10 protein-coding genes are annotated in these 13,653 nt (G+C 75.8%); 5 read left to right on the top strand and 5 right to left on the bottom strand.

Annotated features, from left to right (window positions below; genetic code table 11):
* Window positions 1–10 precede the first annotated feature (10 nt).
* From B124_RS03235 to B124_RS03215, 5 genes are all read left to right on the top strand, one after another.
* The gene (locus tag B124_RS03235; protein WP_496501079.1) at window positions 11–307 is read left to right on the top strand and encodes a DUF503 domain-containing protein; all 297 of its coding nucleotides are present in this window, start codon (window positions 11–13) and stop codon (window positions 305–307) included.
* Window positions 308–331: 24 nt separating this feature from the next.
* Window positions 332–877 carry a 30S ribosome-binding factor RbfA gene (gene rbfA, locus B124_RS03230; protein WP_496501078.1) on the top strand — a complete coding sequence of 182 codons (546 nt, stop codon included), beginning with the start codon at window positions 332–334 and terminating at the stop codon, window positions 875–877.
* Window positions 874–1,776 carry a tRNA pseudouridine(55) synthase TruB gene (gene truB, locus B124_RS03225; RefSeq protein ID WP_496501077.1) on the top strand — a complete coding sequence of 301 codons (903 nt, stop codon included), beginning with the start codon at window positions 874–876 and terminating at the stop codon, window positions 1,774–1,776. Before rbfA ends, truB begins: the two co-directional genes overlap by 4 nt.
* A 205-nt stretch (window positions 1,777–1,981) precedes the next feature.
* On the top strand, window positions 1,982–5,929 hold the full coding sequence (locus B124_RS03220; RefSeq protein WP_496501076.1) for a trypsin-like peptidase domain-containing protein: 3,948 nt from the start codon (window positions 1,982–1,984) through the stop codon (window positions 5,927–5,929).
* A 133-nt stretch (window positions 5,930–6,062) separates the two neighbouring features.
* Window positions 6,063–7,007 carry a bifunctional riboflavin kinase/FAD synthetase gene (locus B124_RS03215; RefSeq protein ID WP_496501075.1) on the top strand — a complete coding sequence of 315 codons (945 nt, stop codon included), beginning with the start codon at window positions 6,063–6,065 and terminating at the stop codon, window positions 7,005–7,007.
* Between the two features lie 54 nt (window positions 7,008–7,061).
* Here B124_RS03215 and B124_RS03210 read toward each other — a convergent pair whose 3' ends face one another.
* From B124_RS03210 to B124_RS03190, 5 genes are all read right to left on the bottom strand, one after another.
* Window positions 7,062–8,075 (bottom strand): ABC transporter ATP-binding protein, encoded by a 1,014-nt coding sequence (locus B124_RS03210; protein ID WP_496501274.1) that lies wholly within the window; start codon window positions 8,073–8,075, stop codon window positions 7,062–7,064.
* A gap of 335 nt (window positions 8,076–8,410) precedes the next feature.
* Window positions 8,411–9,388: an ABC transporter ATP-binding protein gene (locus B124_RS03205; RefSeq protein WP_496501074.1), complete on the bottom strand. Its 978-nt coding sequence runs from the start codon at window positions 9,386–9,388 to the stop codon at window positions 8,411–8,413.
* Window positions 9,385–10,365 carry an ABC transporter permease gene (locus tag B124_RS03200; protein ID WP_496501073.1) on the bottom strand — a complete coding sequence of 327 codons (981 nt, stop codon included), beginning with the start codon at window positions 10,363–10,365 and terminating at the stop codon, window positions 9,385–9,387. The genes B124_RS03205 and B124_RS03200 overlap by 4 nt, the downstream gene beginning before the upstream one ends.
* On the bottom strand, window positions 10,362–11,417 hold the full coding sequence (locus B124_RS03195; protein WP_496501072.1) for an ABC transporter permease: 1,056 nt from the start codon (window positions 11,415–11,417) through the stop codon (window positions 10,362–10,364). The genes B124_RS03200 and B124_RS03195 overlap by 4 nt, the downstream gene beginning before the upstream one ends.
* A 183-nt stretch (window positions 11,418–11,600) precedes the next feature.
* Window positions 11,601–13,493 (bottom strand): ABC transporter substrate-binding protein, encoded by a 1,893-nt coding sequence (locus B124_RS03190; RefSeq protein WP_496501071.1) that lies wholly within the window; start codon window positions 13,491–13,493, stop codon window positions 11,601–11,603.
* Window positions 13,494–13,653: the final 160 nt, after the last annotated feature.

Below are 13,653 nucleotides of genomic sequence, written 5' to 3'. Positions count from 1 at the left end.
GGATACACACGTGTACGTAGGGACGCTTTCCTGCGACTTCCTCCTCGGCGACGTACGGTCGCTCAAGGAGAAGCGCTCCGTCGTCCGTCCGATCGTCGCGGAGCTGATCCGCAAGTACGCGGTGACCGCCGCGGAGGTCGGGCACCAGGATCTGCATCGCCGAACCCTGATCGGTCTGGCGACGGTCTCCGGGGACGCCGGACACCTCACCGACACGCTGGACCGGTGCGAGCGGATGCTCGCCGCCCGGCCGGAGGTGGAGCTGCTGGCCGTACGGCGGCGGATCCATCACGAAGACGACGAGTAGACACATGGGCAAGGAGACGGACCAGTGGCCGACAACGCACGGGCGAAGCGCTTGGCGGACCTCATCCGTGAGGTCGTGGCCGAGAAGCTGCAGCGGGGCATCAAGGACCCGCGGCTCGGCTCCCGGGTGACCATCACCGACACGCGCGTCACCGGTGACCTGCGGGAGGCGACCGTCTTCTACACGGTGTACGGCGACGACGAGGAGCGGGCGCAGGCGGCGAAGGGGCTGGAGAGCGCCAAGGGCGTGCTGCGCTCGGCGGTCGGCGCCGCGGCCGGGGTGAAGTTCACCCCCACGCTGGCGTTCGTGCCGGACGCGCTGCCCGAGAACGCCAAGAACATCGACGACGTCCTGGAGCGCGCCCGGCTGCAGGACGAGCAGGTGCGCAGCGTCGCCGCGGGCGCGGAGTACGCGGCGGGGGCGGACCCGTACAAGCGGGACCGCGACGAGGCCGGTGAGGCTGACGAGGCAGACACGGCCGACACGGGCGACGCGGCCGGCACAGCGGACGCGGCTGACGCCGACGACGAGGCGCGCGGTGACGCGGACGGGGGCCCGGCGGGGGCATGAAGGGGAAGCCGACCGGCCCGGACGGGCTTGTCATCGTCGACAAGCCGCCCGGGCTGACCTCGCACGACGTCGTCGGCCGGCTGCGCCGGCTGGCCCGTACCCGACGCGTCGGCCACGCCGGGACGCTGGATCCGATGGCGACGGGCGTGCTCGTCGTCGGGGTGGAGAAGGCGACCCGGCTGCTCGGCCATCTCGCGCTCACCGACAAGGAGTACCGGGCCGTGATCCGGCTCGGCCAGACGACGGTGACCGACGACGCCGAAGGCGACGTCACCGCCTCCGCCGACGCCGGTGACCTGCCGCCCGGCGCGGTCGACGCCGGCATCGCCGGGCTGACCGGCGACCTCATGCAGGTGCCGTCGGCCGTCAGCGCGATCAAGGTGGACGGCAAGCGGTCGTACAAGCGGGTGCTGGACGGCGAGGCCGTGGAGCTGCCCGCGCGGCCGGTGACCGTCAGCACCTTCGTGCTGCACGGCGTGCGGGCGGCGACGGCCGACGACGGCACGCGCGTGACGGACCTGGACGTGACGGTGGCCTGCTCCTCGGGCACGTACATCCGCGCCCTGGCCCGCGACCTCGGCGCCGAGCTGGGCGTCGGCGGCCACCTCACCTCGCTGCGCCGCACCCGCGTCGGCCCGTACGGGCTGGACAGGGCGCGGACGCTGGCGCAGTTGGAGGAGCGGCTGGAGGTGCTGCCGATCGGCGACGCCGCGGCGGCGGCCTTCCCGCGCTGGGACGTGGACGCCGAGCAGGCCCGGCTGCTGTCGCACGGGGTGCGGGTGGCGGTGCCGGAGGGGCTGGCGGAGGGGCCGAACGCGGTCTTCGGGCCGGACGGGCGCTTCCTGGCGCTGGTGGAGCCGGCCGGGGGGCGGGCCAAGGCGCTGGCCGTGTTCGTCTAGGGCCGCGGTCCGTCCAGGGCCGCTGTCCGTTCAGGGCCGTGCGCGTCCAGCGGCTGCACCGGGGCGGGCGGCCGGTGTCGCGGTCGTGAGCGGCGGCCCGGACTCCGCCGAACGGGTGGCCTCGGGGCCGCATCGCGCCACTCCCCGTTTCCCGTGATCAGCCGGTGGCAAGCCATGCCCTGGACCCACCCGGGGAGGCTGGCCGTTGCCGCATACACCGCCGCCGCGCGCGCCCGGCACCGTCGTACGCATCCGCGACCTCGCCGGCCGCCCGCGGGGCACCGGATTCCTCGTGGACGCCGAGGGCACCGTCCTCACCAGCCACGAGGCCGTGGACGGGCTGCCCCGCCTGGTGCTGCACGCGCCCGGCGACGCGCACACGCTGCTGATCGAAGCCGCGGACGTCACGGCGCTGCCGGGCGCGGATCTCGCGGTCGTACGGGCCCGGGGGCTGGCCGGCGCCCGGCCGTTCGCGCTCGCCGCCGCGGTGCCCTTCGACGGTGCGGAGGCGGCCGTCGCGCTGCCGGGGGCACGGGTGCTGCCGGGCCGGGTGGTGGCCGCGGCCCCGGCCACGTACACCGCGACCGACCGCTACCACCTCGTCGCGGGCGTGCTGCAACTCGCCCTCGCCCCGCACGAGTCGCTGCGCGCGGGCGGTGCGGCGAGCGGCGCGCCGGTCCTGGACGCCGCGAGCGGGGCGGTGGTCGCCGTGGTCGGCACGGCGCTGCGCGCGGACGGCGGCGGAGTGGTCCACGCGGTGCCGCTGCGCGGGGCGGCGGACGACGCGGCGGGGACGCTGGCGGACGCGCTGGCCCGGGGCGGGGCGCAGGTGGCGGCGTACGGCCGGGACCTGAACCTGGCGGGGGCGCTGGAGCTGGGGGCGGCGGGGTACGGAGGGGTGGGCGGCTCGGTTGCGGGCGGCGTTGCCGCGGCCGTGTCCGGGGGCGGTGCGATGGCGGGCGCGGGCGGCACGGTCGCGGGTGGCGTCGGTGCGGCGGCAGGTCCGGCGTGTGCGGTGGACCCTGCGGCGTCGGCGGTTATCGCGGCCTCGGAGGGCCGGGGCTGGGGGGAGCCCGTCGAACGGCGGGGGATGCGGGCGGAGTACGGGCGCTTCTTCGACGGCGCCGCGCACGTGCTCGCGCTGGTCGGTGCCCCCGGCACCGGGCGCACCACCGAACTCGCCCGGCTCGGCGCCCGCCGCGCCGCCGGTGCGGCACCCGCGCCGTCGGTGCGCCTGCGCGGCGCGGACCTGAAGGTCGCGGACGCGGGCCTGCGGGATGCCGTGGCGCGGGCGCTGCGCGACGCCGCGCGTGCGGTGGCCGCGGCGGCGGGCGACGCGGGCTGCGCGGGCGACCCGGCGACGGCCACCCCGGAAGCGGCCGCCGCGCTGGCGCACGCCGCGGGGCGGCCGTTGCTCGTGCTGCTCGACGCCCCGGAGGAGATGCCGCCGGTGCTGGCGCAGGCGCTGGCGGAGTGGAGTGCGCACACGGCGGGGTGGCTGCGCGAGCACGGGGTGCGGCTGGTGCTGGCGTGCCGGCCGGAGTACTGGGAGTGGGCCGGCGCGCTGTTCCCGGCGGAGCTGCTGCACGCGGGGTGCCGGGGGCCGGAGACGCTGCCGCCGTGCGTGCCGCTGGGGGACTTCACCGCGGCGGAGGCGGCACAGGCCCGCACCCGCTACGGCATCCCCGCCACCGCCCTCCACCCGGCCGACGCCCGCCACCCGCTCACGCTGCGGCTGCTGGCGGAGATCCGCGGGGCGCTGCCGCGGGGCGGCGGGGCGGTGGAGGACGGCGGCACGGCCCGAGCGGGGGAGCCGGGCGGGGTCGGGGTGGGGGTGTCGGCGGACGACGCCGCTGCCCTGGCCGGGGACGGGGCCGCCGCGCCGGCAGCGGCTCCGCCGCAGACCGGCGCGGGCTCGCCGGTCTTGAGTGCCGGCGCGGGGCCGGCAGCGGCGGCGTCGTGCGGGACGGGGGCCGGGGCGGGGCGGGGGGAGGTGTTTGAGGCGTACCTTGCGCTCGTCTGTCTGCGCGTTGCCTCCCGGCTCGCGCGCGGCGCCGGGCCCCGTGGTGTCGCCGTCCGGCGGCTTGCGGCGTATGTCGCCGGGCAGGTGCACGAGGCGGCGCGGCGGTCTCTGGGGCCCGGGCAGGGGGAGCTGGAGCGGGCGGCGTTCGAGGAGCTGTTCCCGTGGCGGGTGCCGGATCGGCGCGCCGGGCTCACCGGGTGGGCCGCCGCGGTGCTCGCCGAAGGGCTGCTGGTGCCCGCGGGCGCCGGGTACCGCTTCGCGTACGAGGAGTTCGCCGACTGGCTGCAGGGCGCGCACCTCGACGCCGACGCCGCCCTCGCCGTGCTCGTCCACAGGACCTCCGAGCGCCTGCGCCCCGGCGGCCCGCCGTCCTCCGTGGACGGGGCCGGCGCGCGGCGGGTGCTGCCGGTGCCGCCGCACCGGATCGGGACCTGTGTCGAGGCGCTGCTCCTGCTGGAGCGGCGGCGCGGCCGTACGGAGCTGGCCCAGCGGCTGACGGATCTGCTGGCGGCCGTCGGCGCCGCGGCCACCGGCTGCTCGCCGATCCCGGAGCCGCGGCGTGAGCCGGAGCTGCGGCGTGAGCCGGGGGCGGGCGGCAGGCCCCCGGCCCCCGTCCCCGCTCCCGCTCCTGCTCCCGCTCTCGCCCCCGACCCCTGGTCCGACGGCGGCGGCGGCTGGTGGGCCGGTCACCTGCTCGCCGGGACCCTGCTGCGCGTCCCCGACGCCCGCCCGTACCGGCAGGTGATCCGGCGGCTGGTCGACTGCGTCGCCGGCCACGCCGCCCGTTCCGGCGGCTCCGCGCGGCTCCCCGGCGTGCTCGCCCCCTTCGGCCCGTCGTTCTTCACCCGGCTGCCCCTCCCGCTCGCCGACCGCCTCGACCTGCTGCGCCTCCTCGTACCCGCCGACACCCGCCGCCCGTCCGCGTACCTGACCGCCGCCGGGGAACTGCTCCGCGCCGACCCGGCCGCCGCGCAGCCGCTCCTCGTCGCCTGGTTCGACGACGAGCGTGCCCTGCCCGCCGAGGGCGCCACCGTCGCCGACGCCGCCCAGGCGCTCCTGCACACCCACCGCGCCCGCGCCACCGACGACCTCGCCGACGCCCTCATCGCCTCCGCCCACCCGCGCGCCGGCGAACTCCTCGCCGCGCTCGCCGAGGACGAGCCGTCCGCCCTCTCCCGCGCCGTGGACCGCTGGGCGCGCGACCCGCGTGCGCAGCGCCGGGCCGCCGCCGCCACATACGCGCCGTCGACCGCCCGGCACGCCCGCGGCGCCGCCGACCGCGCGCTTCTCCGCTCCGCCGCGCAGGCCCTGCTCGCGCGCGCTGGCGACGACGCCCTCCACGGCCCCGCCCTCGCCGTGCTCCTGTGCGACCCCGACAGCCGCGCCGCGTACCTCGACCGCGCCCTGGCCCTCCTCGCCGGTGACGACCCGCACCTCACCCCCGCCGACTTCGCCCCCGTGCTCGCCACCCATCCCGGGCCCGTGCTCGACGCCTTCAGGGACCGCCTCCACCGGCCCGGCAGCGGCGCCGCCGACGTGCTGCACGCCCTCGCCCGCGCCCGCACCCTCGCCCCGGCGGCGGCGCGCAGGGCCGCGGACCTCGTCCGCGAGTACGTCGCCCACCACCCCGAAGGCGCCGCGGGCGCCGCCGACTTCGTCGACCGGCGGCTGGAGGACGGGCAGAGCGACCGCGCCGTGCTCCTCCCGCTCGCCGTCGAGCTGCTGACCGCGCACTCACCGGTGGTACGCCGCGCGCTCGCGCCGGTCGCCGCGGACCCGGGCACCCCCGCCTCCCGCGCGCCGCGCCGCGAGCTGCTCGCCATCCTGCTGGACCGCGAGCGCGAACCCGCCGTGCTCGACGCGCTGCTCGCCGCGGTCGGCCGCGCCGCGGGCCGCCGGGCGGAACAGCACACGCGGGACCTGGTCCGGTGCATCGGGGCGCTGCTGTCCCGTACGCCGGAGGGCGCGGCGGTCTTCGACCGGCGGCTGGCGGTGCTCGCGGCCGAGCTGCCCGCGTTCGCGGCGCAACTGCGCGGGTGGCTGGCCGTGGACCGGGACGCCTGGGCGGTGCTGCTGGGGCCGAGCGCGCAGCTCGCCGTGGGTGCGGCGCACCCGCGGCGGGCGTCGTGAGCACGCGGGCGCGGGGCCCGGAGCCGGTCCGACCGCCGCCCGGGTCCTGCGCCGGGCCGCGAGCATGGCAGTCTTGTGTTCCACAATCCCGTACGGGGCAGGCATGACAACGGCGGACCGAGGAGCGGGCACTGTGCAGCGCTGGCGTGGCTTGGAGGACATCCCCGAGGGGTGGGGGCGCAGCGTCGTCACCATCGGCTCGTTCGACGGCGTGCACCGCGGCCACCAGCTCATCATCGGCCGGGCGGTGGAGCACGCCCGGGAGCTGGGCGTGCAGTCCGTCGTCGTGACCTTCGACCCGCATCCCGCGGAGGTCGTACGCCCCGGCAGCCACCCCCCGCTGCTGGCCGCGCACCACCGGCGGGCGGAGCTGATGGCGGACCTCGGCGTGGACGCGCTGCTGATCCTGCCGTTCACCGCGGAGTTCTCGAAGCTGCCGGCCGCGGATTTCGTGGTGAAGGTGCTGGTCGACAAGCTGCACGCGCGGATGGTGGTGGAGGGGCCCAACTTCCGCTTCGGCCACAAGGCCGCCGGCAACGTCGAGCTCCTCGCCTCGTTCGGCGAGACCTACGACTACGCCGTGGACGTCGTCGACCTCCAGGTCAGCGGCGCCGCGGGCGGCGGTGAGCCGTTCTCCTCCACGCTCGCCCGGCGGCTGATCGCCGAGGGCGACGTCGCCGGGGCGGCGGAGGTGCTGGGCCGGCCGCACCGGGTCGAGGGCGTCGTCGTACGGGGCGCGCAGCGCGGCCGGGAGCTGGGCTTCCCGACGGCGAACCTGGAGACGCTGCCGCACACCGCGATCCCCGCGGACGGGGTGTACGCGGGCTGGCTGGACGTTGCGGGGGAGCGGCTGCCGGCGGCGGTCTCGGTGGGCACGAATCCGCAGTTCGACGGCACGGAGCGGACGGTGGAGGCGTACGCGCTCGACCGCGACGACCTCGATCTGTACGGGGTGCACGTGGCCGTGGACTTCCTCGCCTTCGTCCGCGGCCAGCAGCGCTTCGACACGGTCGAGGACCTGAAGGCCCAGATGCGCCGCGACGTCGACGTCTGCCGCGAGCTGACCGCAGGACAGTGACCGCGCCCGCCCGGGCCTGACCCGGGCCGGCGCGGTCGCGCCGTGCCCGTAGCGCTACGCGGAGGGACCAGCCGGGCCTGCCGCGGCTTCCGGGCCGGCCGGGTTCGCCGCCGTGGTCCCCGCCAGGTGGCACGCCACCCCAGGCCCCGTCCCGGCCAGCACCGGCAGGTCCGTGCCGCGGCAGTCGTCGGCCACGCCCGCCGACGCCGCCTCGCCGGAGGCGAGTTGCTGGCAGCGGGCGTGGAACCGGCAGCCGCCCGGGATCCGCGCCGGATCCGGCGGCTCGCCCGTCAGCACCACCGGCGCCGTCCCCGACTCCGGCAGCACCGACAGCAGGGCCTTGGTGTACGGGTGCCGCGGCGCGGTCAGCACCTGCTCCACCGGGCCCGCCTCCACGATCCGGCCCAGGTACATCACCGCCACCCGGTCCGCGATGTTCCACGCAAGACCCAGGTCGTGCGTGACGACCAGCGCGGAGAGCCCCAGTTGGTCGCGGAGCCGCAGCAGCAGGGCCAGGATCTCGCCGCGTACCGAGGCGTCGAGCGAGGCCACCGGCTCGTCGGCGACGAGCAGCTCCGGGTCGAGGACGAGGGCGCCGGCGATGACGACGCGCTGCCGCTGCCCGCCGGACAGCTCGTGCGGATACCGCAGGAAGAACCGCTCCGGCGGGCGCAGCCCGGCGCGGGAGAGCGCGGAGGCCACGACGGCGCGCTCGTCGCCCGGGCGGCCGTGGATGCGCAGGCCCTCGGCGACGGCGTCGTAGACGGTGTGCCGCGGGTTGAGCGACCCGCTGGGGTCCTGCAGCACGAGCTGGACCTGCCGGCGGTACGCCTTGAGCGCCCGGCTGCCGTACGCCAGCGGGGAGCCGCGGAAGGAGACACTGCCCGCGGTGGGGCGGACCAGGCCGAGGAGCGCGCGGGCCAGGGTGGTCTTGCCGCAGCCGGACTCGCCGACGAGGGCGACGATCTCGCCGGCGCCGATGGCGAGGTTCACGCCGTCCACGGCCCGCGCGGCGGGCGCGCCGTGCCGCCCGGGGAAGACGACACGCAGCCCGCCCGCGGCGAGCAGCGGCTCGGCGGCGGTGCCGCGGGCGGCTCCGCCGCGTACGCCCTCGGCTGCCGCCGCGGCCGAGACCTCGCGCTTGCGCAGCTCGGGCCGCCGTTCGCCGCCGTGTGCGTCCGCGTCCGCCGCGTCTTTCGCCGCGTCCGCGGGCGCGCGCTTGCGTAGCCCGGGGTGCTGTTCGCTGCCGTGTGCGTCCGCGTCCGCCGCGTACGTCGCCGCGGCTACCGGCTCGCCCCCGCGCGGGACCGGCCGTTCGCCGGTGCTCTCCTGCGCCCCGGCCCGTACGCCCTCGTCCGCCCCCGGCTCCGCGCCCTTCGGCGCGTTCTCCGCCGACTCCCCGGTCACCGTGCCTCCTTGACGCTGTTCACATGTACGCACGCCGCCCGCCGCCCCGGGCCCGCCTCCCGCAGCCGCGGGTCGTCCGCCGCGCAGGTCTGAAGCGCCACCGGGCAGCGCGGGTGGAACGCGCAGCCCGGCGGCAGGTGCGCCGGGTCCGGCGGGTCGCCGGGAAGGCCCTGCGGGGCGCGGCGGTCCGCGGTGCGGCCGACGGTCGGGAACGCCGCCGCCAGGGCGCCGCTGTACGGGTGCTCCGCCGCCGTGAACACCCGCTGCGCCGGGCCCTCCTCGACGATCCGGCCCGCGTACATGACGGCCAGCCGGTCGCAGGTGTCGGAGAGCACCGCCAGGTCGTGGCTGATCATCAGCAGGCTGATGCCCTGGTCGGCGACCAGCCGCTCGATGAGCCGCAGGATCTGCGCCTGGATCATCACGTCCAGTGCCGTCGTCGGCTCGTCGGCGACGATCAGCCGCGGGTCGCACGCCAGCGCCATCGCGATCATCACCCGCTGCCGCTGGCCGCCGGAGAGCTCGTGCGGGTAGGCGCCGCCGCGGGCGGCCGGCAGCCCGACCTGTTCCAGCAGCCCGTCCGCCCGCCGCCGGGCCGCGGGCTGGGAGGTCTCCAGCCGGTGCAGCAGGATCGGCTCGGCGATCTGGTCGCGGATGCGGTGGACGGGGTTGAGCGAGTGCATCGCGCCCTGGAAGACGATCGACGCGCCCGCCCAGCGCACCGCGCGCAGCCGCCCCCACGACATGGTGAGCACGTCCTCGCCGTCGAGGAGGATCTCTCCGCTCAACCGCGCCGTGCGCGGCAGCAGCCGCAGCAGTGCCAGCGCCAGGGTCGACTTGCCGCAGCCCGACTCGCCGGCGAGGCCGAGCTTCTGCCCGGCGGCCAGGGTGAGGTCCACGCCGCGCACCGCGGGCACGGCCGCGGCGCCCGTACCGTACGTCACGTGCAGGTCCCGCACGTCGAGGAGCGTCACTTCGCCACCCCCAGCTTCGGGTTGAGGACGGATTCCAGCGCCCGGCCGGAGAGCGTGAAGCACAGGGCGACCACCGCGATGGCCAGGCCCGGCGGCACGAGGAACGACCAGTGGCCCGAGCTGATCGCGCCCGCTTCGCGGGCGTCCTGGAGCATGCCGCCCCAGGAGATGACCTGCGGGTCGCCGAGGCCGAGGAACGCGAGCGTGGCCTCGGTCAGGATGGCCTCGGAGATGACCAGCGTGGTCTGGGCGAGGACCAGCGGCATCACGTTCGGCAGCACGTGCCGGAGCATGACGTGCGTGTGCCCGCCGCCGAGCGCGCGGGCGCGTTCGACGTACGGGCGCGCCTCGATGGCCAGCGTCTGCGCCCGTACCAGCCGCGCGGTCTTGGGCCAGGCGGCCACGCCGATGGCGATGATGACGGTGGTGACCGACCGGGACATCACCGTGGCCAGCACGATGGCCAGCACCAGCGTCGGCATGACGAGGAAGAAGTCGGTGACGCGCATCAGGACGCCGGACAGCCAGCCGCCGTAGTGGCCGGCGACCATGCCGACGAGGGTGCCGATGCCCACGGTCAGCGCGGCGGCCAGCAGCCCGACGGTGAGCGAGATGCGCGCCCCGTGGACCAGGAGATCGAGCACCGGGCGGCCGAACTGGTCGGTGCCCAGCGGGAACCTGGTGCTGGGGTCCTCCAGCGCCGTGCCCGGCGCGTCGGTGACGCTGTCGGCGTCGGCGCCGACCAGCAGCGGTGCGGCCAGCGCCACGAACGCGATGACGACGAGCGCGGCGAGGCCCACGAGCCCCGCGCGCTGCCTGCGGTACGCGCGCCAGAAGCGGGCCGCGGAGCGGCGCCGGCGCGCGCGGGCCAGGGCCCGCGGGTCGGCGGCGGGTTCGGCGGCGGGTTCGGCGGGTTCCTTGACGGGCGGAACGGTGGGCTCCGGGCCCGGCTCCTCGCCCAGTGCTTCCGTACTCATCGGCCCACCCGGGGATCGAACAGCGGATAGATCAGGTCGGCGAGCACGCTCGCCAGGATCATCGAGCCCGCGTAGACGATGAACAGGCCCTGGACCAGGGGCAGGTCGGGGACGCTCAGCGCCTGGTAGAAGAGCCCGCCCAGGCCCGGCCAGGAGAAGACCGTCTCGACCAGGATGGAGCCGGCCGCGATGAAGCCGAGGTTGACGAAGACGAGCGTGATCGTCGGCAGCAGCGCGTTCGGCACGGCGTGCCGGCGGCGTACGAGATCGTCGCGCAGCCCCTTGGCGCGGGCGGCCGTCAGATAGTCGCTGCCCATCTCGTCGAGCAGCGAGGAGCGCATGACCAGCAGCGTCTGCGCGTAGCACGCGGCCACGAGGGTGAGCACCGGCAGGACCATGTGGTGGATCACGTCCACGACGTACGCGATGCCGTGCTCGCCGCCCGACTCCATGCCGCCGGTGGGGAACATGCCCGGGACGGGGCCGATGCCGACCGAGAAGACGATGATGAGCAGCATCCCGAGCCAGAAGTGCGGCACCGACCACAGGGTGAGCGCGACGCCGGTGTTGACCTTGTCGCCGAGGCCGCCGTGCCGCCAGGCCGCGCGGGTGCCCAGCCAGAGCCCGAGCGCGCTGTAGAGGACCACGGCCGTGCCGGTGAGCAGCAGGGTGGCCGGCACGCGCTCCCAGATGAGGTCCAGCACCGGCTCGTTGAACTGGTACGAGTCGCCGAGGTCGCCGGTCAGGGCGTCGCCGACGTACTGCGTGAACTGCTCCCACAGCGGCAGGTCGAGCCCGTACTGCCGGCGCAGCGCGGCCAGTTGCTCGGCGTCGACCCTGCGGCCGTGCGTCATCGTCTTGACCGGGTCGCCGGGGATGATCCGGAAGAGGAAGAAGCTGGTGAGGAGGATGGCGAAGAGGGAGACCGCGGCGCCGGCGAGCTTGCCCGCCACATAGCTGAGGTAGGCGCGGCGGGAACTGCCCGCGGGGCCGCGGGCGTCGGGCGCCGGTTTCACGGCGGCGGGGGTGACGGATGGGTCTGCCGTTGACATGGCCCTCGCTTTGCTGGGGGTGCCGTCCGGGGGGCGTGGCGCGGGCGCGTGGCCCGCGGATGGGGTGCGTCTCGGGCGGGTGGATGCGTCCCGGGCGGATGGGGTGCGTCCGGGACGGGGGTCGGGCGGGGTGGCCGGCGCCGCGCGGCGCCGGCCACCCCGGGTGGCGAGGGTGCGTACGGGCTACTCGCGGTCCTCCGCGGTGGCCCGGCGGCGCAGCGTGAAGACCACGCCCGCCGCGACCACCACGACGACCGCCGCGCCGCCGCCGAGCAACACGCCCATCGCCGAGCCGCCGTCGTCGGACGCCTCGGCGGCGGGGACCGCGGTGGCCCAGCTCCAGGAGCCGTCCTGACCCCAGATGTTGCCGTTGCCCGCGGGCATTGCGGTGATCGACTTGATGTGGTCGGTGCGGTACGCCTCCACGGAGTTCGGGTACGCCAGCACGTTCATGTACCCGGTGTCGTAGAGCAGCGACTGCATCTGGCGGACTATCTCCGCGCGCCTGGCCGGGTCGTCGTACGCGGCCAGTTGCTCGGCGTAGAGCCGGTCGTACTCCTTGTCGCAGATGAAGTTGTCGGTCTGCGCCACGTCGTCCTCCGACGCCGGCAGCGCGGCGCAGGTGTGGATGGCGAGGACGAAGTCCGGGTCGGGGTTGACCGACCAGCCGTCGAAGGCGAGGTCGTACTCACCGGCCACCCACGGGTCGCCGACGTTGTCCAGGCACTGCAGGTCCAGGCCGATGCCCAGCTCACCCCACCACTCCTCCAGGAACTTGCCCGCCGCCTTGTCCTTGGGGTCGGTGGCGTGGCACAGCATCCGGAAGTTCAGCGGCTTGCCGTCCTTGCCGACGCGCTTGCCGTCCTTGAGTTCGTAGCCCGCCTGGTCCAGCAGCCGGGCCGCCTTCTCGGGGTCGTAGCCGACCTTCTGACCGGCCGGCGGCTTCCAGTGGTAGTCGGCGAAGCGCGGCGGGATGTAGCCCTCGCCCTCGACGCCGTGCCCCTGGAGCACCTTGTCCACGATCTCCGCACGGTCCACCGCGAGGAAGAGCGCCTCGCGCACCCGCGGGTCGAGCAGCGCCGGATGGCCGTCGCCGAACTTGCGGCCCTTGAGGTCCCGCGCGCCGGGGTTGGTGGCGATGGCCCAGAAGCGCCTGCCCTGGCCGTCGTTGACCTTGATGTCGGACTGGCCCTCGAGCGACGCGGCCTGCGCCGGCGTCAGGTCCGGTACGAAGGACACCTCGCCCTTGCGCAGGGCGGCGACGGCGGCGTCGGTCTCCTTGTAGTACTTGAACGTCAGCTCGTCGAACTCCGGCTTGCCCCGCCAGAAGTTCTCGTTCGGCTCGAAGGTGACGTGCGAGTCGGTCTTGAAGTCCGTGAGCACGTACGGGCCGCTGCCGACGACCGGGAAGTCGGCGTCGTTGTTGAACTTCCCCAGGTCCTCGACGTCCTGCCAGACGTGCTTGGGCACGATCGGCAGGTCCATCGAGTTCATCGTGGCCTGCGGTTCCTTCAGCTCCACGACGAGCGTGTGCGGGTCGGGCGCAGAGACCTTCGCGAAGTTGGCGACGTACGAGCCGTTGGCCGCGCCCGCGGCGTCGTCGGTCATCATCGTGTGGAACGTCCAGCGGGCGTCCTCGGCGGTCAGCGGCTCGCCGTCGGACCACTTCACACCGTCGCGGATGGTGTACGTCCACGTCTTGCCCGCGTTCGAGGGCTCCCACTTCTCGGCCAGCCCCGGGATGGGCTTCTGCGTCTTGACGTCGTAGTTGACCAGGGAGTCGTACATCAGCCGGTTCATGCTCGTGGCCACGAGGGTGACCGCGAGGAAGGGGCTGAGGGAGTCGACGCTCTGCGCGACGGCGGCCGTCAGCACTGTCTTGTCGCCGTCGTCACCGTCGCCGTCGTCGTTCTGGGCTGGTCGCGCCGCGGCCGGGCCGACGGCGGCGGACCCGATCAGGGCAAGGGCCGCGGCGCCCGCGCAGAGCGCGCGGCGCAGCCGGCGGCCGGGGCGGGCGGCGGGGGTCGGCCGGCGGAGTGGGCCGGGCGTCAGGGCGTTGTCGTCGGTGGGCTGCATGACACCTCGCGGGCTGAAGGGGGCGGGATGCCGGCTGACCGGCCTGGCGGTCGGGTCTGTCTAGCGAGGTTGGTCTAAACATGTCAACGACCGTGACCGGCATGTACGAGGGCGATACCCGGCTGAAACGCGAATGAGGCCCGCGCCTTCAAAAAGGCTG

The organism is Streptomyces sp. CNP082 (assembly GCF_059570535.1).
Note: the sequence above shows the minus strand (reverse complement) of the source record. Positions and strands in the feature narration are given on the sequence as shown.

Coding starts and splice junctions, on each gene's coding strand:
- B124_RS03190 (WP_496501071.1), bottom strand. CDS start 13,493: ATGCAGCCCACCGACGACAACGCCCTGACGCCCGGCCCACTCCGCCGG.
- truB (WP_496501077.1), top strand. CDS start 874: ATGAAGGGGAAGCCGACCGGCCCGGACGGGCTTGTCATCGTCGACAAG.
- B124_RS03195 (WP_496501072.1), bottom strand. CDS start 11,417: ATGTCAACGGCAGACCCATCCGTCACCCCCGCCGCCGTGAAACCGGCG.
- B124_RS03200 (WP_496501073.1), bottom strand. CDS start 10,365: ATGAGTACGGAAGCACTGGGCGAGGAGCCGGGCCCGGAGCCCACCGTT.